This window comes from Pseudomonas sp. AG1028 (assembly GCF_007993955.1).
GTDB lineage: Bacteria > Pseudomonadota > Gammaproteobacteria > Pseudomonadales > Pseudomonadaceae > Aquipseudomonas > Aquipseudomonas straminea.
Map to the genome: position 1 here is coordinate 385383 of NZ_VIVP01000005.1, position 21249 is coordinate 406631.

A 21249-nucleotide genomic window follows, 5' to 3' on the forward strand; every position below is an offset into this window, starting at 1 on the left:
CCGCCCCATGGCGGGCTTTTTCATGCCTGCGATTTTGGCGCGTCGCCGGTCGTTCAGAGCGCCGGTCGTAGCGTCAGCGTGCTGCGCGTGTGGGCGGTTACGTCGTCGGTACTCAGGTGCTGCGGCACGTATTCACCGTCTATGAAGCGCTGGGCCTGGTCGCTGTAGTGGCGGTCGAACGGCACGCCGCTCTGGCCCAATGGGTTGATGCCCAGGCTGTGATCGGCGTCGGCCAGGTCGATCAGTCGACGCGTCGAGGGCCCATAACCCACGGCCCAGGGCGCCGCGCCAATGCGGTGCGACAGGTTGTTGGGCATCTCGTGACCGCCGGGCGCTGGCAGTGGGCCAACGTTGAGCAGCGCATCCAGCGGCCACTGCACGCCCAGGGGGTGCTGGTGGGTGAGGGTATGGGCCTGGCCCCAGTGCCATTGAGCCGGGTCGTCGCCCAGGGTGGTTCGTAAATGCTGGAGGCTGGCTCGCCAGGCCTCGGTCACCGCTTCGGCGCGGCTGCGTGGCTTGCCATTGGCACGTGTCCACCAGGGCGAATCTGCATCGGCGGTCAGGCGCGGCAGTGCGCTGTCGATCATTCGGGTCGACAGCAGTTGCTCGAAGGCCTGCGCGCCCAGGCGCGGCGCCAGTGCCGTGCGGCCCAGTTCATAGGTGAGCTGGTTGAACAGCGTCGCCGGCAGCGATTGCAGCGGGTGATCACCTTGCCAGGCGGCAAGGGCTTCGACCAGCTCACGTTCCTGCTGATCCGCAGCGGCGGCGCGCAGCTCACCGAGGATCGGTGCCAGCAACCGCGGCCCGTAGGCTGTGCCGGTATCCAGTTGCAGAGCCTGGCTGTTGTGCAGATCCCAGCGCACCTGCGGGTCGGCCAGGCGCTGATTCAGGCGTTGACCGCGTTCCGGCGGGTTGTAGTAGCCCGGAATCTCGATGCCGCTGGCCGGCAGCGGCTGGAAGTTGGCCGAGACGATGTAGCCGCGCGGTGGGTTCTCTTCCTGCGGGTTGGCGCTGAAGGGATGGAAGCCCGGTTTGTCGGCGGCGCTCGTGCTGCCATCGAGGATGAATGCCGGGTTCACCCCGGTAGGCCGCATCGGCAGCTTGGCCGCGGCCCACCAGGCGATGTCGCCGCTGGCGTTGGCCCACACCAGGTTGAGGCCCGGCGCATGGATGCGCTCGGCGGCGGCGCGGCCCTTTGTCAGGGTGTCGGCACGGTTCAGGCGGTAGAAGGCGTCGAGCAGCGGGTTTTCGGTTTCCAGAAAGGTCCACCACATGGCGATCGGCGTACTGCCGGCGCTGTCACCCAGAGCATCGTTGATGATGGGCCCGTGGGGCGAGCGGCGCAGTTGCAGGGTCACCGGCTCGTCGTCCTTGACCCGGATGACTTCCTCGCGCTGCTGCAGATCGACCCAGCGGCCCCGGTACCAGACCTGCTCGGGGTTCTCCGGGTTGAGGCGTTCGGCAACCAAGTCCATGTCGTCGTTCTGGAACATGGTCAGGGTCCAGGCGAAATCCCGGTTGTGGCCGAGAAAGGCCACCGGGGTTGCGGGCTGGTGATGGCCGTAGAGTTCGAAGCCCGGGTATTTGAGGTGCGCCTCGTACCACACCGACGGTGCCGAGAAGCGGATGTGCGGATCGCCAGCCAGCAGCGGCTTGCCGCTGGCGGTACGGGCGCCGGCCACTGCCCAGGCGTTGCTGCCCTCGAACTGCGGCAGGCCGCTGTCGGCCAGGGCCTGGTCGCTCAGGGCGGCGATCCGGTCGAGCATCCGCCAGTCGGCTTTGCCGAGTGCTGTGTCGAGCACGCCGTCGGGGTGCCAGTCGAGATCAAAGATCTTCAGGTAGTCGCTGCCCAGTTCATCGCGAATGCGTGTCAGCAGCGGTTCGCTGCGCAGCGCTGCGGCGAAGCTGTAGGCCAGGTAGCCGGCGATGGACAGGGTATCGGCGGCGGTGAACGGGCGCTTCTCGATACCCAGCAGGTCGAACTCCAGCGGCGCCGGGCGGCTGTCCTGATACTGGTTGATGCCGTCGAGGTAGGCGGCCAGCGCCTTGCCGTGGGGGCTGTCGGGGACCAGCTCGCGGGCCTGCTGGTCGGCACGCTCGCGGATCTGCAGGGTGCGGAACAGACGGTCGGTGGGCAGCAGTTTGGCGCCGAGCACTTCGGCCAGTTCACCGCGGGCCAGGCGGCGCAGCATCTCCATCTGGAACAGACGATCCTGGGCCTGCACGAAGCCCAGGGCGCGGTACAGGTCAGCCTCGTTCTGCGCCTCGATGTGTGGCACGCCACGCTCGTCGTAGCGCACCTGTACCGGCGCGCCGAGGTGCTGCAGCGTCAGCTCGCCGCTACGCAGCGGCTGCTTGTCGTGCAGGTACCAGGCGCCACCGCCCGCGACCGTCAGCAGGACGACCGCCAGGGTGATCAGGGTGCGTTTCATGCTGCCGTCCTTGTCTCACGCGGGCCGCCATGCTGCGGGCAATCAGCACGGACTGCAAGGCGGCCTGCTCAGGACGTGACGCAGCTCGGAGTGATGCGCAGTGAAGGGGGGCGGTGCTATTGATAACGTCAGGCACGACCGTTTTCATTTCGTCCAATCGCAGAAACAACCGCTGGCCAGGTTATTGTCCGCCAGCACCTTTCGCCCCTCCAGCAACGCATCGAGCAGCGGTTCGATGAAGCTGTTGCCCGAGGTGCAATTAAAGCCGCTGCTGTAGGGGCCGAAGTAGGCCAGCTCGCCGCGTTGATCCCAGATCGCCACGGCGGGGCCGGCCGGCAGTTGCTGGGTGCCCGTTAGCCCGGCCAGCGGCTGCAGTGCGCGCAGCGCTTCTGGCAACTGCCTCTGGCTGCCCGGCTTCTGCACGGCATAGAACTGCACGTCACGCTCGCGGTAGCGCTCCAGCAGCTCGCCGAGGTGCTGTTGATTGCCGACGTTGCAGGGGCAGGCGGGGTCCCAGAAGTGCACCAGGCGAATCTGGCCTGGGCCGGCCAGCTCCACCGGCAGACGCAGGTCGCTGCCGGAAAACAGCGCAGTGCGCTCATCGAAGGGGCGCAGGTAACGGGCTTCGAACCACCAGAAGGCAGCAAACAGGGCGGCCAGCCAAAGTGCCGCGGCCAGGCAGGCGAGGCGGGTGGTGCGGTGGGATCGAGCCATGCGGGCAGCTTTCATAGGCGATTCGGTGGCTTGCCATGGCGAGCCTGGCAGCAGAAGATCGTCACTCTAGCGAGAGTCCTGAGGGGCGACGCTGCCATAAATCAATGAGTCCGATGGTGCCGATGTCCGATCTCTTCCAACCCGAACCGCTGGTCGCAAGCCTGCGCCCGCTGGCCAGCGCTGCGCCGCTGTCGGCGGCGGAGCTGGCCTACCGGCAGTTCTACGGCTTCGTACCACGCGAGGCGGTCGACAGTCGGCTCGGCTGGTTCGAGGTGGACGACTACCGTATCGCCGCCCAACTCTGGCAGCCTGTTGCACCGCGTGCCACCTTGCTGTTGCTGCACGGCTACTACGACCACAGCGGTCTGTACCGTCATGTAATCGAGTGGGCGCTGGAGGCCGGTTTCGCGGTGCTTGCCGTGGATCTGCCAGGCCACGGGCTGTCCAGTGGAGCGCGGGCCAGCATCAAGGATTTTGCCGAGTACCAGGCGGTACTGCGCGCCGCGCTGCAGCAGGCCGATGCCCTGGGCCTGCCGGCGCCCTGGCATCTGTGTGGGCAGAGTACTGGCGGTGCGATACTGATCGACTACCTGCTCAATGACCAGCCGCTGGCCGAGGTGGGCGAAACCATTCTGTTGGCGCCGCTGGTGCGGCCGCGGCGCTGGAATTGGTCGCAACTCAGCTACCGCCTGTTGCACCGCTTCGTGCAGGAGATTCCGCGGCGCTTCAGTGAGAACTCCAGCGACCCGGAGTTCCTCGACTTTCTGCGTAACCGCGACCCGCTGCAGCCACGGATCGTGCCGACCCTCTGGGTCGGCGCCCTGAGCCAGTGGGTGCCGCGCATCGAAAAAGCGCCGCGCAGCACGCGCAGCCCGCTGGTCGTGCAGGGCGAGGCGGACATGACGGTGGATTGGCGACACAACCTGGCGGTGCTGGAGAACAAGTTCAGCGCGCCGCGTATCCTGCGCCTGCCCGAAGCGCGGCATCACCTGGCCAACGAAGTGGCGCCGCTGCGCCAGCGCTATTTCGCCTATCTCGGCGAGCAGCTGGATCGCGCTTACTGACCGACTGCCAGCCCTGCACGGACTGCGGCCAGGGCGGCCTTGTAATAGGCCGCGCCTTCGCTGGACTGGGCGAAGGTGACGAACTCTTCCAGCTCGGGATCCGACAGGCCGCGATAGACGTGCAGCATCGTGTTATCCAGGTCCTTGTCGATCTGTGCCATCAGACGCTGGCGCTGGCCATCGAGCAGGCCTTGGGCGGTACCGCCGCCGAGCAGACCCGGGATCATCTGGCTGAGGCTGTCGGCCGCCACACCGGCCAGGGCCAGACTGATTTCCGCACCGGCCTGGCTGGCCGGAATGGCCTGGGCCAGGTGGCGGATCAACAGGCGGCGGGTGGCATCGGCCTGGCTCAGCGGCAGGCCATCGGCGTACTTGGCCAGTTGGTCGGGGCGGGTGGCGAGCAGTTCGGCGCTGACGATCTTGCGGCCCAAGGGCGATTCGAAGAAGCGCAGAGCAGGCGCTGGGTCGGGCAGGTTGGCGCGCAGGCTGCTTTCGGCGCGCTCGTCCATGGCGCGGGCGGCGAAGCGGCGGTTGCTGTTGTCGACCAGCGCCTGGTACACCGCCGGCGGCAGGCTCTTGCTGTAACGCGCCTGGGCGGCGCTCAGAGCGTCGCTGAAATGCGCGCGCTGCTGCGGCCAGCCGGCTTTCTCATACAGCTCGGTATAGGTGTCGGCCATGGCGGGCAGGCTCAGGAGCAACAGCAAGAAACAACACAAGGCGCGCATACGAACTCCTGTCTGGGGCGCCTATTTTCGGCAGCCAGGCGGAGCTTGTCGAGGTGTACGCGACACAGGGTAGAATCGCGCCATGACCACAGACCTCTCCGATTCGCTGCTAAGCCGCATCATCGATGACCTTGCCGAGTTCGGATGGTCGTTGCAAACCCAGTTCGCCCCCGCTTCGCTGACCCGCGAGCTGGCCGAGGAGTGCCGCCAGCGCATCGCCCAGGGCACTCTGGCGCCGGCCGGCACCGGCCGTGGCCACGCAGTGGCGGTGCGTGAAGGCACCCGCAGTGACCACATCCAGTGGCTTGAAGCAGGCCAGTCGCCGGCCTGTGACGGTTACCTGCAGTTGCTCGACGAGCTGCGCGTGGCCATCAACCAGAGTCTGTACCTGGGTTTGGTGGACTACGAGAGCCACTTCGCCTTCTATCCGCCGGGCGGCTTCTACCTCAAGCACCTGGATCGCTTCCGCGACGATGATCGTCGCGCGGTGTCGGCCGTGCTGTACCTCAACGACGGCTGGCAGGTGGAGGAGGGCGGCCAGCTGCGCCTGTATCTGGCTGACGGCCAGGTGCGTGACGTGCTGCCCGAGGCCGGCACGCTGGTGGTGTTTCTGTCTGCCGATGTGCCCCATGAGGTGCTGCCAGCCACTCGCGATCGCCTGTCCCTGACCGGCTGGTTCCGCCGTCGTGGCGACGGCGTGTTCTGAATCTGATAGTGCAGACATGAAAAAAGGGAGGCTGAAGCCTCCCTTTTTCGTTACCGCGAACGGCTTAGAACAGCACGCGGCTACGGATGGTGCCGCTGACCTGCTGCAGTTTCTCCAGCGCCAGGTCCGAGTAGTCGGCATCGACGTCGATGACCACGTAGCCGACCTTGTCGTTGGTCTGCAGGTACTGGCCGGAGATGTTGATGCCGTTGTCGGCGAACACCTTGTTGATCTCGCTCATCACGCCCGGCACGTTGGCGTGGATGTGCAGCAGACGGTGCTTGCCCGGGTGCGCCGGCAGGGCCACTTCCGGGAAGTTGACCGAGGAGACCGAGGTGCCGTTGTCGCTGTACTTGACCAGCTTCTCGGCCACTTCCAGGCCGATGTTGGCCTGGGCTTCGGCGGTGGAGCCGCCGATGTGCGGGGTCAGGATCACGCGATCCAGGCCACGCAGCGGGCTCTCGAAGACGTCGTCGTTGGACTTCGGCTCGACCGGGAATACGTCGATGGCCGCGCCGATCAGGTGTTCGTCCTTGATCGCCTGAGCCAGGTGGTCGAGCTCGACCACGGTGCCGCGGGCGGCGTTGATCAGAATGCCGCCCTTCTTCATGGCGCGGATTTCCGCCTCGCCGATCATCCATTGGGTCGACGGCAGCTCCGGTACGTGCAGGGAAACGATGTCACACAGGCCGAGCAGGTCGTGCAGCTTGCCGATCTGCTGGGCGTTGCCCAGCGGCAGCTTGGTCACGGTGTCGTAGAAGAACACTTGCATGCCGAGGGCTTCAGCGAGGACCGACAGCTGGGTGCCGATCGAGCCGTAACCGATGATACCCAGCTTCTTGCCACGGATTTCGAAAGAGTTGGCCGCCGACTTGATCCAGCCGCCACGGTGGCAGGAGGCGTTCTTCTCGGGGATGCCGCGCAGCAGCAGGATGGCCTGGGCCAGTACCAGCTCGGCCACCGAGCGGGTGTTGGAGTAGGGCGCGTTGAACACGGCGATACCGCGCTCGCGGGCAGCGTCCAGGTCGACCTGGTTGGTACCGATGCAGAAGCAGCCGACGGCGACCAGCTTCTTGGCGCAGTCGAAGATCTCTTCGGTCAGTTGGGTGCGCGAGCGGATGCCGATGAAGTGTGCGTCGGCGATCTTGGCCTTCAGCTCCTCGCCGGACAGCGCGGTCTTGAGGTACTCGATGTTGGTGTAGCCGGACGCCTTCAGGGTATCCACGGCATTTTGGTGGACGCCTTCGAGAAGAAGGAACTTGATCTTGCTCTTGTCGAGAGAGGTCGTGCTCATCGGAGTACCTGTTGCCCCACTAATTTAAGTGTCAGGAGAAGGATCGGCGCGCTCGCCAATCGGGCCGGCAAGTCGCTGTACAGGGCGATTTGCGGGGGGCATATGCTAGCATGGCTTGCCTTTTCCTTGCTCGGTTGCGACCTGAACGGTTCTCAGGGCGACCATGAACGATTCGAGAGTTGCTATGACCGATCTCAAGCCGATTGACGAACTCAAAACGCTGGTCGACCCCGGCAAGTTACTGACCGACGCCGCCTCCCTGGAAACCTACGGCAAGGACTGGACCCGGCAATACGCGCCAGCGCCCAGCGCCATCGTGTTTCCCAAGACGGTCGAGCAGGTGCAGGCCATCGTGCGCTGGGCCAATGCCCATAAGATCGCCCTGGTGCCGTCGGGTGGCCGTACCGGGCTGTCGGCGGCGGCTGTCGCCAGCAATGGCGAAGTGGTGGTGTCGTTCGACTATATGAACCAGATTCTCGACTTCGACGAATCCAACCGCACCGTGGTCTGTCAGCCGGGCGTGGTCACCGGCGTGCTGCAGCAGTTCGCCGAGGACAAGGGCCTGTATTACCCGGTGGATTTCGCCTCCAGCGGCTCCAGCCAGATCGGCGGCAATATCGGCACCAATGCCGGCGGCATCAAGGTGATCCGCTACGGCCTGACCCGCAACTGGGTGGCGGGGCTGAAGGTGGTCACCGGCACCGGCGAGTTGCTCGAACTGAACAAGGATCTGATCAAGAACGCCACCGGCTACGACCTGCGCCAGCTGTTCATCGGCGCCGAAGGCACCCTTGGCTTCGTGGTCGAGGCGACCATGCGCCTGGACCGCGCGCCGCGCAACCTCACCGCCATGGTGCTCGGCACACCGGATTTCGACTCGATCATGCCGGTGCTGCACGCCTTCCAGAGCAAGCTCGACCTCACCGCCTTCGAGTTCTTCTCCGACAAAGGTCTGGCGCGGATCATGGCCCGCGGTGACGTGCCGTCGCCCTTCGATACGCCTTGCCCGTTCTACGCCCTGCTGGAGTTCGAAGCCAGCAGCGAGGAAGTGGCCAGCGAGGCGCTGAGCACCTTCGAGCATTGCATCGAACAGGGTTGGGTGCTGGACGGGGTGATGAGCCAGAGCCAGACCCAGCTGAAAAACCTGTGGAAGCTGCGCGAGTACCTGTCGGAAACCATCTCGCACCACACGCCCTACAAGAACGATATCTCCGTTACCGTTTCGAAGGTGCCGGCATTTCTGCGCGATATCGACGCCATCGTCACCGAGCACTATCCCGACTATGAAGTGGTCTGGTACGGCCATATCGGCGACGGTAACCTGCACCTGAACATCCTCAAGCCCGAGCATATGGACAAGGAAGCGTTCTTCGCCTCGTGCGCGCGGGTCAACAAGTGGGTGTTCGAGACCGTCGAGCGCTACAACGGTTCGATCTCCGCCGAGCACGGCGTGGGCCTGGTCAAGCGCGATTACCTGCAGTACAGCCGTTCGCCGGCGGAAATCGCCTACATGAAGGCGATCAAGGCGGTCTTCGACCCCAACGGCATCATGAATCCGGGCAAGATTTTCGCCTGAAGCCAATACAACAACAGGAGCGACCATGAGCTACCAGCACCAGTACATCGACGGTACCCGTATCCATTTCCCGCTGGGCAAGGTGGTGTGCATCGGCCGCAACTACGCCGAGCATGCCAAGGAACTCAACAACCCGGTGCCGACCGAGCCGCTGCTGTTCATCAAACCAGGCAGTTGCGTGGTCGGCCTCGAAGGCGGCTTCAGCATTCCGCTCGACCGCGGGTCGGTGCATTACGAAGCGGAAATCGCCGTGCTGATTGGCAAGCCGCTGTCGCGCACACCTAATGAAGAGGAAGTGCTCGACGCCATCTCCGGTTTCGCGCCGTCTCTGGACCTGACCCTGCGCGATGTGCAGAGCAAGCTCAAGGACAAGGGGCATCCGTGGGAAATCGCCAAATCGTTCGATGGCGCCTGTGTGCTGGCGCCCTTCGTACCGGGTGACGCGATTAGCGACCTGGCCGCTATCGGCATCCGCCTGACCATCAACGGCGAAGTGCGCCAGGATGGCAGCAGCGCGGACATGATCTTCCCCATCGTGGCGGTGATCCAGGCGATGGCCGGCCACTTCAACCTGCAGCCCGGCGATGTGATCCTCACCGGCACACCGGTGGGTGTCGGCCCGCTGAACCAGGGCGACGAGTTGGTGCTGGAGCTGCCCGGCCATTCGAGCTTCGCCAGCCAGGTGCTGTAAGGCGCTAGCTGATTTTTGTGGGAGCGGGCCATGCTCGCGATTCGCGCGTATAAACACCTATTCGTGTGGCTCGCTGTTGCAGAACTCTGCTGGCGATGAGCGGTTCGCGGGCGCGGCCCGCTCCCACATTTGCTCACTTGGCGTCCCAGCTCTTCATATTCCAATTAAGCTTCGCTTAAGCCGCCTTTAAGCCTCGTTTCAGCTAGGCGTCTTAACCTGACCCCGTCATTTACAGATAGAGGGTCATCCCCATGAAAGCTCCCGTTATCGCACTGCTGCTCGCTCCGCTGTTCTCCACCGCCGCTCTGGCTGCCGGCTACACCGGCCCGGGTCAGGTCGCTCAGGTCACTACCGTTGAACAGGCGCTGAAGGCCGGCGACGACACCCCAGTGGTGCTGCAGGGCCAGATCACCAAGCGTCTGCAGGACGAGCTCTACGAGTTCAAGGATGCCACCGGCACCATCCATGTCGAGATCGACAATGAAGACTGGCCGCCACAAGCCATCTCCGAGAAAGCCACCGTCAAGCTCACCGGTGAGGTCGACAAGGACCTGACCAGCCGCGAAATCGACGTCGACATCGTCGAACTGGTGAAATAACCGCCACGCTGTTAGCTTCCCGTCACTGCACTGAATGGCCGCCTCTCGCTACACCGAGGGGCGGCGTTGTCATTTCTGTCGTTGCATATGTGAGTCGCCATGGGCCCTGTGTTTTCAATCAAGCGAGTCGTTCTGCTGCTGGTCGTTCTGTCTCTGGCAGCTATCGCTGTCGTGGGTTACGAATTTCGACTTTTCGAGCGGCTGTGGTTCAACGTCAACCAGCCCACGCGGGCGCCGGATCACTCACTGTGGCTGAATGACTACGAGGTGGTGATCGAAGGCAAACGCCTTGAGGACGTCAAGGAAGATGTGTCGGCGCTCACCTACGACCCGGATCGCAAGAGCTTGTTTACCGTTACCAATCAGAACTCCCGCCTGATCGAGCTCTCGCTCGAGGGCGAGGTGCTCAGGCAGATCGAGCTGGTGGGCTTTGGCGACGCCGAGGCGGTGGAGTATGTCGCCCCCGGGCATCTGGTGATCGCCGATGAAAGGCCCCAGCGTTTGGTCGATGTGCGCATTGATGACGCCACCACCTCGGTTAACGCCGGCGATGGCCAGCAGCTGTCGGTGACCCTGGATATGGGCCGCGCCAACAAGGGCTTCGAAGGCCTGGCCTACGATCTGATGGGCAAGCGTCTTTTCGTCGCCAAGGAACGTGACCCTTTGCGGATATACGAAGTAAAGGGCTTTCCGAACCTCGATCCTTCGTCGCCCAGTTCGGTGCAGATCAGCGAAAACCTCAAGCGTGACGCCGCCATCTTCGTGCGTGACCTCTCCAGCCTGCATTACGACAGCCGTACCGGCCATCTGCTGGCCCTGTCGGATGAATCGCGGCTGGTCGTCGAGCTGGACCAAGATGGCAAGCCGATCAGCAGCCTGTCGCTGCTATCTGGCCAGCACGGCCTGAAGAAATCGGTGCCCCAGGCCGAAGGCATCACCATGGATGATCAGGGCGTGCTCTACCTGACCAGCGAGCCGAACCTGTTCTATGTGTTCAAAAAGAAGGCCGAGTGATCGCTCACCCGGCCTTGTCCTTTCCCGCCTGAGCGCTTAGCGCTGCAGCGATTTGACGCCTTCGGGAGTACCGAGCAGCAGCAGGTCGGCCGGGCGCGCGGCGAACAGGCCGTTGGTGACCACGCCGACGATGGCGTTGATGTCCGCTTCCAGCTTCGCCGGGTCGGTGATGCTCATGTTGTGCACGTCTAGGATCACGTTGCCGTTGTCGGTCACCACGCCTTCGCGGTACACCGGATCGCCGCCCAGCTTGACCAGCTCGCGGGCCACATGGCTGCGTGCCATGGGGATCACTTCCACCGGCAGCGGGAAGGCGCCGAGCACCGGCACCAGCTTGCTACCGTCGGCGATGCAGATGAAGGTACGCGCCACCGCGGCGACGATCTTCTCGCGGGTCAGGGCCGCGCCGCCGCCCTTGATCAGGTTCAGGCGCTCGTCGCTTTCGTCGGCGCCGTCGACGTAGAACTCCAGGTCGCTGACGGTATTGAGCTCGTACACCGGAATGCTGTGGCCTTTGAGGCGCGCGGCGGTGGCTTCGGAGCTGGCCACCGCGCCGTCGAATTCCAGCTTGTGCTTGGCCAGGGCGTCGATGAAGCAGTTGGCCGTGGAGCCAGTGCCGACCCCGATGATGCTCTTGGCGTCGAGCTTGGGAAGGATGAAGTCGACGGCGGCCTGGGCCACGGCTTGTTTGAGCTGATCCTGGGTCATGCGGGTTCCACGAGAAGGAAGGAAACGAGGCCGCGATTATAGCCGGCAAAACCCCGGAATTCGTATGGTCGCTCGGCGGATGGCTAGGTTAGACTCCGAGGCCCTCCATGAAGCCGCCTGCGATGCCCGCCATGCTCGAACAGTACGTCAAGAAGACCCTGACTTCCCGTGTCTATGACGTTGCCGTGGAAACCCCGCTGCAACCCGCTCGCCAACTCTCCGAACGCCTGGGCAATCAGATTCTGCTCAAGCGCGAGGATCTGCAGCCGGTTTACTCGTTCAAGATTCGTGGCGCCTACAACAAGCTCGCCCAGCTCTCCCCCGAAGAGCTGGCTCGCGGCGTGGTCACCGCTTCGGCGGGCAACCATGCCCAAGGGCTGGCCCTGGCCGCCAAGCATATGGGCGTCAAGGCCACCATCGTCATGCCGCGCACCACGCCTGAGCTCAAGGTGCAGGGCGTGCGCTCGCGTGGCGGCAACGCGGTACTGCACGGCGATGCCTTCCCCGAAGCCCTGGCCTACTCGCTGAAGCTGGTGGAGGAGAAGGGCCTGGTCTACGTGCACCCCTATGATGATCCCCACGTGATCGCCGGGCAGGGCACCGTGGCGATGGAGATTCTTCGTCAGCACCAGGGCCCGCTACACGCGATCTTCGTGCCGGTCGGTGGTGGCGGCCTGATCGCCGGTATCGCCGCCTACGTCAAATACCTGTACCCGAAAACCAAGGTCATCGGCGTCGAGCCGGACGACTCCAACTGCCTGCAGCAGGCGCTGGCAGCTGGTGAGCGCGTGGTGCTGCCGCAGGTCGGGCTGTTCGCCGACGGCGTGGCGGTGGCGCAGATCGGTCAGCACACCTTCGATATCTGCAAGGATCATGTCGACGAGGTGATCACCGTCAGCACCGATGAGATCTGTGCGGCGATCAAGGACATCTACGACGACACCCGTTCGATCACCGAGCCCGCCGGCGCTCTGGCAGTGGCCGGCATCAAGAAGTACGTCGAGCGTGAAGGCATTACCGGCAAGACGCTGGTGGGCATCGACTCGGGTGCCAACGTCAACTTCGACCGCCTGCGTCACGTGGCCGAACGCGCCGAGCTGGGCGAGAAGCGCGAGGCGATCATCGCCGTGACCATCCCCGAACAGCCTGGCAGCTTCAAGGCATTCTGCGAGGCCATCGGCAAGCGGCAGATCACCGAGTTCAACTACCGCTATCACCAGGACGGCGAGGCGCACATCTTTGTCGGCGTGCAGACCCACCCGGAGAACGACCCCCGTGCGGCGCTTGTGGAAAACCTTCGCAGCCAGGGCTTCCCGGTGCTGGATTTGACCGACAACGAGCTGGCCAAGCTGCATATCCGCCACACCGTCGGCGGCCATGCCGCGGCAGTGCCGAACGAGTGCGTGTTCCGCTTCGAATTCCCTGAGCGGCCCGGCGCGCTGTTCAACTTCCTCGACAAGCTGGGCGGGCGCTGGAACATCACCCTGTTCCACTACCGCAACCACGGCGCTGCCGATGGCCGCGTAATGGCGGCGCTACAAGTGCCGGAAGACGAGCGCCATCTGCTCACGCCTGCACTGGATGCCATCGGCTACCCGTACTGGGATGAAACCGACAACCCGGCCTACACGCTGTTTCTGGGCTGAGTGCGCTGCTTCACCCAGGCTACGCAGGTTGTGCCGGTAGCCTGGCGTTGAGCGCAGCGATACCCAGGGCCAATCTCTCTATAAACGTTGAAGGAAACCGTGATGGAGCATTATCTGCTGATCAGAATCCTCCATGCGCTGCCCGGCATTCTCCTGCTGCTGGGCGTGCTGGCCCATGCCTTCATGCTCTGGAAAGCCTGGCGCGGTGGTGATCGGGAGGTGCTGCAACGCAAACTGCAGCGCACCCGCACCATCAGCCTGCCGGTGTTCGCCGTACTGGCGCTGAGCCTGCCGGTAAGCGGCTGGTGGATGGTCAATCTGGCCGGCTGGCCGCTGAGCCAGCTGTGGTTGCTGCTGGGTAGCATCCTGTTCGGCGTGCTGATGATCGTCGGCCTGTTGCTGCTCGGCCGCCTAGGTGCCTGGCAGGCGCAGGTAGATGGCGTGGTGCCGGCCAAGTCGCTGCGCCTGGTGATGATGTACGCCGCGCTGATCGTCGTGCTGCTGGTGGTGATCATGGCCGTGATGGGCGCCAAACCGGTCTAGCCAGATCTAGATAGGGCGCTGCCGCTACGGTGGCGCCCTGTAACCGCTTCAGCGCAGCGACATCACCGGCCAGCCGCGCTTCTGCGCCTCGGCCAACAGGTTCGGGTCCGGGTCAACGGCAACCGGATAGCTGACCTGCTCGAGCAGCGGCAGGTCGTTCATCGAGTCGCTGTAGAACGTCGCGCCGTCCAGGGTGAAGCCGTTTTCCTGCATCCAGCGATTGAGGCGGGTGACCTTGCCTTCCTTGAAGCACGGCACGTCGGTGGTGCGCCCGGTGTAGCGGCCGTCGACCATCTCGCATTCGGTGGCCAGCAGGGTGTCGACGCCGAGGCGCTCGGCGATGGGCGCGGTGACGAAGCGGTTGGTGGCGGTGATGATCACCAGCTTGTCGCCGGCCGCGCGGTGCTTGTCGAGCAGCGCCAGGGCCTTGGGCAGGATGATCGGCTCGATGCATTCGGTCATGAACTCGCGGTGCCAGGCGTCGAGCTGGGCCATCTCGGTACGGCCGAAGATAGCCAGGGTGAAGTTCAGGTAGTCGGTGATGTTCAGGCACCCGGCCAGGTAGTCTTGGTAGAAGGCATCGTTGCGCGCCTTGTAGGTAGCACCGTCGAGAATCCCGCGTTCGCACAGCCAGTCGCCCCAGGCATGGTCACTGTCGCCGCCAAGCAGGGTGTTGTCGAGATCGAATAAAGCCAAACGCACAGAATCACCTCTTCATACAGGGCCATGGAGGCGGCCAGAATAGCGGCTTTGCCGGCCCGGGGAAAACCGCGCGACGGGCCATTGCACTGCGCCGCCCGAGCGCGTTGCCGCTGTCGCGAGCTTTGTGGAACAATGCGGTGACATGCGTTTACGAGGTTGTGTGCCGTGATCGATCCTGATGGTTTTCGCCCCAACGTCGGCATCATTCTCACCAATGATGTCGGCCAGGTGCTTTGGGCGCGTCGAATTAACCAGGATGCCTGGCAGTTCCCGCAAGGCGGTATCAATGACCGTGAGTCGCCGGAAGAAGCGTTGTATCGCGAACTGAACGAAGAAGTGGGCCTTGAAGAGCAGGACGTGAAAATTCTCGCCTGCACCCGGGGCTGGTTGAGGTATCGTCTGCCGCAGCGCCTGGTGCGCACGCACAGCCAACCGCTGTGCATCGGCCAGAAACAGAAGTGGTTCCTGCTGCGCCTGACCTCCGACGAGCAACGGGTGCGCATGGACCTGACCGGCAAGCCGGAGTTCGACGGCTGGCGCTGGGTCAGTTATTGGTATCCGTTGGGACAGGTGGTTACATTCAAGCGCGAGGTCTATCGTCGCGCACTCAAGGAACTCGCACCGCGCCTGCTGGCACGGGATTAGACAGGGTCAAGCATGCTCAACACGCTGCGCAAGATCGTCCAGGAAGTGAACGCCGCCAAGGATCTCAAAGCGGCGCTGGGCATCATCGTGCAGCGCGTCAAGGAGACCATGGGCACCCAGGTATGCTCGGTCTACCTGCTCGACCCGGAGACCAACCGTTTCGTGCTGATGGCCACCGATGGCCTCAACAAGCGCTCGATCGGCAAGGTCAGCATGGCGCCGAACGAGGGCCTGGTCGGCCTGGTCGGCACCCGTGAAGAGCCGCTGAACCTCGAAAACGCCTCTGAGCACCCCCGTTACCGCTATTTCGCCGAAACCGGCGAAGAGCGCTATGCCTCCTTCCTTGGCTCACCGATCATCCACCACCGTCGGGTGATGGGTGTGCTCGTGGTGCAGCAGAAGGAGCGCCGCCAGTTCGACGAAGGCGAGGAAGCCTTTCTGGTAACCATGAGCGCGCAGCTTGCCGGGGTGATCGCCCATGCCGAGGCCACCGGTTCGATCCGTGGCCTGGGTAAGCAGGGCAAGGGCATTCAGGAAGCCAAGTTCATTGGTGTACCCGGCTCGCCCGGTGCGGCGGTCGGTACCGCCGTGGTGGTGCTGCCGCCGGCCGATCTGGAAGTGGTGCCGGACAAGAGCATTGACGACATCGATGCCGAGCTGAAACTGTTCCAGAATGCCCTGGAAGGCGTGCGCGCCGACATGCGCAACCTCTCCGAGCGCATGGCCACTCAGCTGCGCCCCGAAGAGCGTGCGCTGTTCGACGTTTACCAGATGATGCTCGAAGACGCCGCCCTCGGTAACGAGGTGGTCAATGTCATCAAGACCGGCCAGTGGGCCCAGGGCGCCTTGCGTCATGTGGTCAGCGAGCATATCAACCGTTTCGAATTGATGGATGACGCCTACCTGCGCGAGCGTGCCTCGGACGTCCGCGACCTGGGCCGCCGCCTGCTCGCCTATCTGCAGGAAGCCCGTCAGCAGACCCTGGTGTACCCGGACAACTGCATCCTGGTCGCCGAAGAACTGTCGCCAGCCATGCTTGGCGAGGTTCCGGAAGGCAAGCTGGTCGGCCTGGTGTCGGTGCAGGGTTCGGGCAACTCCCACGTGGCGATCTTCGCCCGCGCCATGGGCATTCCCACGGTGATGGGGGCGGTCGAGCTGCCGTATTCGAAGATCGACGGCATCCAGCTTATCGTCGACGGCTACCACGGCGAGGTGTTCACCAACCCCAGCGAGATCCTGCGCAAGCAGTATTCCGATGTGGTCGAGGAGGATCGCCAGCTAAACAAGGGCCTCGATGCCCTGCGTGCGTTGCCCTGCGAGACCCTCGACGGCCACAAGATGCCGCTGTGGGTCAACACCGGCCTGCTCGCCGATGTGTTGCGCGCTCAAGAGCGCGGCGCCGAGGGCGTTGGTCTGTACCGCACCGAAGTGCCGTTCATGATCAAGGACCGCTTCCCCAGCGAGAAGGAACAGCTGGCCATCTACCGCGAGCAACTAGCGGCCTTCCACCCGCTGCCGGTGACCATGCGCACCCTGGACGTTGGCGGTGACAAGGGCCTGAGCTACTTCCCGATCAAGGAAGACAACCCCTTCCTGGGCTGGCGCGGCATCCGCGTGACCCTCGATCACCCGGAAATCTTCCTGGTGCAGGTGCGCGCCATGCTCAAGGCCAGCGAGGGCCTGAACAACCTGCGCATCCTGCTGCCGATGATTTCCGGCATTCAGGAACTGGAAGAATCCCTGCACCTGATCCACCGTGCCTGGGGCGAGGTGCGCGACGAAGGCACCGACGTGCCGTTGCCGCCCATCGGCGTGATGATCGAGATTCCCGCCGCGGTCTACCAGACCCGCGACCTGGCTCGTCAGGTGGATTTCCTGTCAGTCGGCTCCAACGACCTGACCCAGTACCTGCTGGCCGTGGATCGCAACAACCCGCGGGTTGCCGACCTCTACGACTTCCTCCACCCGGCGGTGCTGCAGGCACTGACCAAGGTGGTCGAAGATGCCCACGCCGAAGGCAAACCGGTGAGCATCTGCGGCGAAATGGCCGGCGACCCGAGCGCCGCCGTGCTGCTGATGGCCATGGGCTTCGATAGCCTGTCGATGAACGCCACCAACCTGCCGAAGGTGAAATGGCTGCTGCGCCAGATCAGCCTGAGCAAGGCCAAGGACCTGCTTGGCCAGGCCATGCGCATCGACAACCCGCAGGTCATCCACAGCACCCTGCAACTGGCCCTGCGCAATCTGGGCCTGGGCCGCATGATCAATCCTGCTTCGGATATCCAGGCTTAAGGGCGGTTGTCAGGCAAAAGTGGTCCCCGGTTCATGGGCCAGCCTGCTCTACAGTTGGCTTTGCAATCTTGACCTGAGCTGACCAATCCTTCGCCCGGCGCCATATATTCAGGCTTCGTGAGAACTGCCGAACAAGAGTGGCTATTGCTGCGTTCTCCTGTGGGAGCGCGCCATGCGCGCGACAGCTTCGCTGGCATGGCCGCTCCCACATAAAATGCGCCGCGCCTACAGTCAGCCAGCTGCCACTCTAACGCTCGAACCGCACCTCACCACTCGGCCTTCCATCATGCCCGAAACTGCGCTCGATAATGCGCCGCGTTCCATCGGCGTACATGAACAGCAGCGTGCTGGCGCGGGTGCCATAGGTCGGGCTGGTGATGAACACGCTGCCGAGCAGCCGCTCCAGCTCCATGCCCACGCCGGTATCCGGCAGGGCTGCGTCGTCTGGCTTCGTAGAGTCGGCGAGCAGCGCGAACAACGACGGCTCGTCCGGTTCGTCCTGAACGGCGGCGAGCGCCGCTTTGGCCCGCTCGAGCTTGGGCCAGGGTGTATTCAGCCCGGCGTTGGAAACCCCATGGATACCGGCGGGCAGCGCCTGGACCTGTCCGCCGTGCGAATTGAAGTGCCATAGTGCGTGGCGGTCGCCGACCAGCAGGTTGAAGCCGCTGTATTCATCCGCCTCACGGCGCAACTCGTTCAGAAAAGCCTCTGGACCCTGGTTTCCCAGCAGAAAGCGCAGCGGCAATTCGCCTCGCGAACGAGAGCCCTGCTCGGCGTGCGGGTCACGGATATTGGTGAGGGCGGCAAAGCGCCTGCCAGGACCGATGCCCAGCCAGGTGCCGCCGGCCTGCAGGTCGCGTCCGGCGATCAGCCCGGGCGCATCCGGCCACTCGGCCATGGCGGCGGTCGGCCGGGCATGGAATTCATCGCGGTTGGCGGCAACCAGCAGCGGCAGGGCGTGCCCGGGGCGCCAGGCGAGGGCGATCAGGCACATGCCTACTTCAGCCTGCTACGTACGCCAGCGGCGTCGAGGATTTCGCCGACATGTACCACGACCTTGCGCGCTCCCGTGCCCATGCCGAGCTCCATCAAAATGCGCTCTTCCACCTGGGAAAGGCCGCCTTCCAGCCGCTCCAGTGGCTGGATCAACAGCTTTGGCGCGGCGTTGAGAAAGGCCAGGCGCTTGGGCATCAGGCCTTGCACTGTCTTTGCGATCAAGCGGTCGGCGATGCTGAAATCCGCCACCAGCAGGCGTTGGTTGCTGAAGGGTGGGTCAGCCTCCACTACCGCCACGCGGCTACTTTCCAGGTGGGTGAGGTGCAGATGATTACAGGCGATGCGCAGGTAAAAGGTATTGGCCACGGTGCGGTTCGCTGTCTGGGAGAGCCCCCACTCTACGCAAAGCATCGTGTGGCATCCATCGCCAAAACTAGAGGCTGCGGGCTGCTTCCGCTACCATGCCGCATCGCTTCGCAGAGCACACCATGATCTTCCTTCTCTACATCCTGCTCGGTGCCGCCGCAGGCCTGCTGGCCGGGTTGTTCGGCGTCGGTGGCGGCATGGTCATCGTGCCGGTGCTGATCTTCGCCTTTACCGCCCAAGGGTTCGATGCATCCGTGCTGACCCACATGGCGGTGGGCACCTCGCTGGCGACCATCCTGTTCACCTCGGTCAATGCCGTGCGCGAGCACCATAGCCGCGGTGCGGTGCGCTGGGGGCTTTTCGTCTGGCTGACCGTGGGCATCGTGCTGGGCTCGGCACTCGGTGCGCTGACGGCTGATTCCATCGACGGCCTGGTGCTGCAGAGGATCATTGGCGTGTTCGCCCTGTGCGTGGCGCTGCAGTTGGCACTGGATCTGAAACCCAAGGCCAGCCGCGAGGTGCCGGGCAAGGCAGGGCTGGGCGCTGCCGGTGGCTTGATCGGCTGGGCCTCGGCGATCATCGGTATCGGCGGCGGTTCGCTGACCGTACCGTTCCTGACCTGGCGCGGGGTGTCCGTGCAGCAGGCGGTAGCGACCTCGTCGGCCTGTGGCTGGCCGATTGCCGCCGCCGGCGCCCTGAGTTACCTGTGGCTGGGTTGGGGCGACGCGCGTCTGCCTCACTGGAGCCTGGGTTACGTGTACCTGCCGGCGCTGCTTGGCATCGCGCTGACCAGCGTGTTCTTCGCCCGTACCGGCGCGCGGCTGGCCCATCGCCTGTCGCCGCGGGTGCTCAAGCGGTCGTTCGCCCTGTTGCTGTTTATCGTCGGCCTGAATTTTCTGTTGTGAGGAATCCTGATGCTGCCTTACCCGAATATTGACCCGGTCGCCCTCGACCTGGGCTTCCTGCAGATCCACTGGTACGGCCTGATGTACCTGGTGGGCATCGGCGGTGCCTGGTTCCTCGCCTCGCGGCGGCTGCACGCCTTCGACCCGACCTGGAGCAAGGAGAAACTTTCCGACCTGGTGTTCTGGGTGGCCATGGGGGTGATCGTCGGTGGCCGCCTGGGTTACGTATTGTTCTACGACCTGCCGGCGTACATCGCCAATCCGCTGCTGATCCTCGAAGTATGGAAGGGCGGCATGTCGTTCCACGGCGGCCTGATCGGCGTGATGCTGGCCACCCTGTGGTTCGCCCGGCGCAACGGCAAGAGCTTCTTCGAGCTGATGGACTTCATCGCGCCGCTGGTGCCGATCGGTCTGGGCGCCGGGCGCATCGGCAACTTCATCAATGCCGAGCTGTGGGGCAAGGTCAGCGACGTGCCGTGGGCCATGGTGTTCCCGACTGGCGGGCCGCTGCCGCGTCACCCGTCGCAGCTGTACCAGTTCGCCCTGGAAGGCGTGGCGCTGTTCGTCATCCTGTGGATCTACTCGCGCAAGCCGCGGCCGACCATGGCCGTCTCCGGGCTGTTCGCGGTGTGCTACGGCATCTTCCGTTTCATCGTCGAGTTCGTGCGCGTGCCGGACGCCCAGCTCGGTTACCTTGCCTGGGGCTGGCTGACCATGGGGCAGGTGCTGTGCGTGCCGATGGTCCTCGCCGGCCTGGGCCTGATGGTCTACGCCTACAAGCGCCAAGCTGCTGTGGAGGTGGCCCGATGAAACAGTATCTCGACCTGATGCGCCATGTGCGCGACAACGGCACCTTCAAGGAAGACCGCACCGGCACCGGCACCTACAGCGTGTTCGCCCACCAGATGCGCTTCGACCTGGCCGACGGCTTTCCCCTGGTGACCACCAAGAAGTGCCACCTCAAGTCGATCATCCACGAGTTGCTGTGGTTCCTGCAGGGCGACACCAACATCAAGTACCTGAAGGACAACGGCGTACGCATCTGGGACGAGTGGGCCGACGAGAACGGCGACCTCGGCCCGGTGTACGGCTACCAGTGGCGCAACTGGCCGGCGCCCAATGGCGAGTCGGTCGACCAGATCAGCAAGCTGATCGAGATGATCAGGAAGAACCCGGACTCGCGCCGCCTGATCGTTTCGGCCTGGAACCCGGCCCTGGTCGAGCAGATGGCCCTGCCGCCGTGCCACGCGCTGTTCCAGTTCTACGTGGCGGACGGCAAGCTGAGCTGCCAGCTGTACCAGCGCTCGGCCGATATCTTCCTCGGCGTGCCCTTCAACATCGCCAGCTATGCGCTGCTGACCCTGATGGTCGCGCAGGTGTGCGGTCTGCAGCCGGGGGAGTTCATCTGGACCGGCGGCGACTGCCACCTGTACGCCAACCACCTGGAACAGGCCGACCTGCAGCTGACCCGCGAACCGCTGCCCCTGCCGACCATGAAGCTCAACCCCGAAGTGAAGGACCTGTTCGCCTTCAAGTTCGAGGATTTCGAATTGGTCGGCTACGAAGCGCACCCGCATATCAAGGCGCCGGTGGCGGTCTGATGCATTTCCCGGGTATCGCTTCGCTCAACC

General features: G+C 64.2%; 21 protein-coding genes. 13 read left to right on the top strand and 8 right to left on the bottom strand.

The features are described from left to right. Positions 1-53 precede the first annotated feature (53 nt). Together FB481_RS10655 and FB481_RS10660 are read right to left on the bottom strand one after the other, a co-directional pair. Positions 54-2432, bottom strand: a complete 2379-nt coding sequence (locus tag FB481_RS10655) for a penicillin acylase family protein (protein WP_147176306.1) — start codon at positions 2430-2432, stop codon at positions 54-56. 144 nt (positions 2433-2576) lie between these two features. Continuing rightward, the gene (locus FB481_RS10660; protein WP_147176307.1) at positions 2577-3146 is read right to left on the bottom strand and encodes a DUF6436 domain-containing protein; all 570 of its coding nucleotides are present in this window, start codon (positions 3144-3146) and stop codon (positions 2577-2579) included. Positions 3147-3268: 122 nt separating this feature from the next. On the opposite strand from FB481_RS10660, the gene FB481_RS10665 reads away from it, so the two are divergent. Further along, the gene (locus FB481_RS10665) at positions 3269-4210 is read left to right on the top strand and encodes an alpha/beta hydrolase (RefSeq protein WP_093501218.1); all 942 of its coding nucleotides are present in this window, start codon (positions 3269-3271) and stop codon (positions 4208-4210) included. Here FB481_RS10665 and FB481_RS10670 read toward each other — a convergent pair. Next, a complete protein-coding gene (locus FB481_RS10670) occupies positions 4204-4935 on the bottom strand; it encodes a hypothetical protein (RefSeq protein WP_147176308.1) in 732 nt (243 codons plus the stop codon). The two genes, FB481_RS10665 and FB481_RS10670, sit on opposite strands and share 7 nt — an antisense overlap. 82 nt (positions 4936-5017) lie before the next feature. On the opposite strand from FB481_RS10670, the gene FB481_RS10675 reads away from it, so the two are divergent. After that, the gene (locus FB481_RS10675) at positions 5018-5641 is read left to right on the top strand and encodes a 2OG-Fe(II) oxygenase (protein ID WP_147176309.1); all 624 of its coding nucleotides are present in this window, start codon (positions 5018-5020) and stop codon (positions 5639-5641) included. A 64-nt stretch (positions 5642-5705) separates the two neighbouring features. On the opposite strand, the gene serA is transcribed toward FB481_RS10675, so the two are convergent. Continuing rightward, positions 5706-6935, bottom strand: coding sequence for a phosphoglycerate dehydrogenase (serA, locus tag FB481_RS10680; protein ID WP_147176310.1), 1230 nt, complete (start codon positions 6933-6935; stop codon positions 5706-5708). 184 nt (positions 6936-7119) lie between these two features. Between serA and FB481_RS10685 the strand changes: the two genes are divergently transcribed. The 4 genes from FB481_RS10685 to FB481_RS10700 all read left to right on the top strand — a co-directional run bounded on the left by FB481_RS10685 (position 7120) and on the right by FB481_RS10700 (position 10815). After that, positions 7120-8511 carry an FAD-binding oxidoreductase gene (locus tag FB481_RS10685; RefSeq protein WP_147176311.1) on the top strand — a complete coding sequence of 464 codons (1392 nt, stop codon included), beginning with the start codon at positions 7120-7122 and terminating at the stop codon, positions 8509-8511. A gap of 25 nt (positions 8512-8536) precedes the next feature. Beyond that, entirely contained in the window at positions 8537-9202 is a 666-nt protein-coding gene (locus FB481_RS10690; RefSeq protein WP_093500708.1) for a fumarylacetoacetate hydrolase family protein, read from the top strand. A 251-nt stretch (positions 9203-9453) separates the two neighbouring features. Then, positions 9454-9801, top strand: a complete 348-nt coding sequence (locus tag FB481_RS10695; protein WP_093500706.1) for a NirD/YgiW/YdeI family stress tolerance protein — start codon at positions 9454-9456, stop codon at positions 9799-9801. Positions 9802-9900: 99 nt separating this feature from the next. Beyond that, entirely contained in the window at positions 9901-10815 is a 915-nt protein-coding gene (locus FB481_RS10700; RefSeq protein WP_147176312.1) for an SdiA-regulated domain-containing protein, read from the top strand. Between the two features lie 36 nt (positions 10816-10851). Here FB481_RS10700 and rpiA read toward each other — a convergent pair whose 3' ends face one another. Then, entirely contained in the window at positions 10852-11523 is a 672-nt protein-coding gene (rpiA, locus tag FB481_RS10705; RefSeq protein ID WP_147176313.1) for a ribose-5-phosphate isomerase RpiA, read from the bottom strand. Positions 11524-11654: 131 nt separating this feature from the next. Here rpiA and ilvA point away from each other — a divergent pair, with 131 nt between their 5' ends. Both ilvA and FB481_RS10715 read left to right on the top strand, forming a co-directional pair. After that, the gene (ilvA, locus tag FB481_RS10710; protein WP_147176334.1) at positions 11655-13169 is read left to right on the top strand and encodes a threonine ammonia-lyase, biosynthetic; all 1515 of its coding nucleotides are present in this window, start codon (positions 11655-11657) and stop codon (positions 13167-13169) included. A 102-nt stretch (positions 13170-13271) separates the two neighbouring features. After that, positions 13272-13712 (top strand): DUF2269 family protein, encoded by a 441-nt coding sequence (locus tag FB481_RS10715; protein ID WP_147176314.1) that lies wholly within the window; start codon positions 13272-13274, stop codon positions 13710-13712. 48 nt (positions 13713-13760) lie between these two features. Here the strand turns inward: FB481_RS10715 and FB481_RS10720 are convergent, their stop codons facing one another. Further along, positions 13761-14414, bottom strand: a complete 654-nt coding sequence (locus tag FB481_RS10720) for an HAD family phosphatase (RefSeq protein WP_147176315.1) — start codon at positions 14412-14414, stop codon at positions 13761-13763. Between the two features lie 165 nt (positions 14415-14579). Here FB481_RS10720 and FB481_RS10725 point away from each other — a divergent pair, with 165 nt between their 5' ends. After that, positions 14580-15059 (top strand): RNA pyrophosphohydrolase, encoded by a 480-nt coding sequence (locus FB481_RS10725; RefSeq protein ID WP_013793353.1) that lies wholly within the window; start codon positions 14580-14582, stop codon positions 15057-15059. Between the two features lie 12 nt (positions 15060-15071). Continuing rightward, complete coding sequence (gene ptsP / locus FB481_RS10730; RefSeq protein ID WP_093500696.1) at positions 15072-17351, top strand: phosphoenolpyruvate--protein phosphotransferase; 2280 nt, start codon at positions 15072-15074, stop codon at positions 17349-17351. Positions 17352-17598: 247 nt separating this feature from the next. Here the strand turns inward: ptsP and FB481_RS10735 are convergent, their stop codons facing one another. Further along, entirely contained in the window at positions 17599-18345 is a 747-nt protein-coding gene (locus FB481_RS10735) for an NRDE family protein (RefSeq protein WP_147176316.1), read from the bottom strand. 2 nt (positions 18346-18347) lie between these two features. Continuing rightward, positions 18348-18713 (bottom strand): hypothetical protein, encoded by a 366-nt coding sequence (locus FB481_RS10740; protein ID WP_147176317.1) that lies wholly within the window; start codon positions 18711-18713, stop codon positions 18348-18350. Between the two features lie 122 nt (positions 18714-18835). On the opposite strand from FB481_RS10740, the gene FB481_RS10745 reads away from it, so the two are divergent. From FB481_RS10745 to FB481_RS10755, 3 genes are read left to right on the top strand one after another with little or no spacing between them, the layout of a single operon-like run. Continuing rightward, positions 18836-19618 carry a sulfite exporter TauE/SafE family protein gene (locus tag FB481_RS10745; protein ID WP_147176318.1) on the top strand — a complete coding sequence of 261 codons (783 nt, stop codon included), beginning with the start codon at positions 18836-18838 and terminating at the stop codon, positions 19616-19618. A gap of 9 nt (positions 19619-19627) precedes the next feature. Next, positions 19628-20428, top strand: coding sequence for a prolipoprotein diacylglyceryl transferase (gene lgt / locus FB481_RS10750; RefSeq protein ID WP_147176319.1), 801 nt, complete (start codon positions 19628-19630; stop codon positions 20426-20428). Next, positions 20425-21219 carry a thymidylate synthase gene (locus tag FB481_RS10755; protein ID WP_147176320.1) on the top strand — a complete coding sequence of 265 codons (795 nt, stop codon included), beginning with the start codon at positions 20425-20427 and terminating at the stop codon, positions 21217-21219. The genes lgt and FB481_RS10755 overlap by 4 nt, the downstream gene beginning before the upstream one ends. The last annotated feature ends 30 nt before the right edge of the window (positions 21220-21249 follow it).

Coding starts and splice junctions, on each gene's coding strand:
- FB481_RS10655 (WP_147176306.1), bottom strand. CDS start 2,432: ATGAAACGCACCCTGATCACCCTGGCGGTCGTCCTGCTGACGGTCGCG.
- FB481_RS10660 (WP_147176307.1), bottom strand. CDS start 3,146: ATGGCTCGATCCCACCGCACCACCCGCCTCGCCTGCCTGGCCGCGGCA.
- FB481_RS10665 (WP_093501218.1), top strand. CDS start 3,269: ATGTCCGATCTCTTCCAACCCGAACCGCTGGTCGCAAGCCTGCGCCCG.
- FB481_RS10670 (WP_147176308.1), bottom strand. CDS start 4,935: ATGCGCGCCTTGTGTTGTTTCTTGCTGTTGCTCCTGAGCCTGCCCGCC.
- FB481_RS10675 (WP_147176309.1), top strand. CDS start 5,018: ATGACCACAGACCTCTCCGATTCGCTGCTAAGCCGCATCATCGATGAC.
- serA (WP_147176310.1), bottom strand. CDS start 6,935: ATGAGCACGACCTCTCTCGACAAGAGCAAGATCAAGTTCCTTCTTCTC.
- FB481_RS10685 (WP_147176311.1), top strand. CDS start 7,120: ATGACCGATCTCAAGCCGATTGACGAACTCAAAACGCTGGTCGACCCC.
- FB481_RS10690 (WP_093500708.1), top strand. CDS start 8,537: ATGAGCTACCAGCACCAGTACATCGACGGTACCCGTATCCATTTCCCG.
- FB481_RS10695 (WP_093500706.1), top strand. CDS start 9,454: ATGAAAGCTCCCGTTATCGCACTGCTGCTCGCTCCGCTGTTCTCCACC.
- FB481_RS10700 (WP_147176312.1), top strand. CDS start 9,901: ATGGGCCCTGTGTTTTCAATCAAGCGAGTCGTTCTGCTGCTGGTCGTT.
- rpiA (WP_147176313.1), bottom strand. CDS start 11,523: ATGACCCAGGATCAGCTCAAACAAGCCGTGGCCCAGGCCGCCGTCGAC.
- ilvA (WP_147176334.1), top strand. CDS start 11,655: ATGCTCGAACAGTACGTCAAGAAGACCCTGACTTCCCGTGTCTATGAC.
- FB481_RS10715 (WP_147176314.1), top strand. CDS start 13,272: ATGGAGCATTATCTGCTGATCAGAATCCTCCATGCGCTGCCCGGCATT.
- ptsP (WP_093500696.1), top strand. CDS start 15,072: ATGCTCAACACGCTGCGCAAGATCGTCCAGGAAGTGAACGCCGCCAAG.
- FB481_RS10735 (WP_147176316.1), bottom strand. CDS start 18,345: ATGTGCCTGATCGCCCTCGCCTGGCGCCCCGGGCACGCCCTGCCGCTG.
- FB481_RS10745 (WP_147176318.1), top strand. CDS start 18,836: ATGATCTTCCTTCTCTACATCCTGCTCGGTGCCGCCGCAGGCCTGCTG.
- lgt (WP_147176319.1), top strand. CDS start 19,628: ATGCTGCCTTACCCGAATATTGACCCGGTCGCCCTCGACCTGGGCTTC.
- FB481_RS10755 (WP_147176320.1), top strand. CDS start 20,425: ATGAAACAGTATCTCGACCTGATGCGCCATGTGCGCGACAACGGCACC.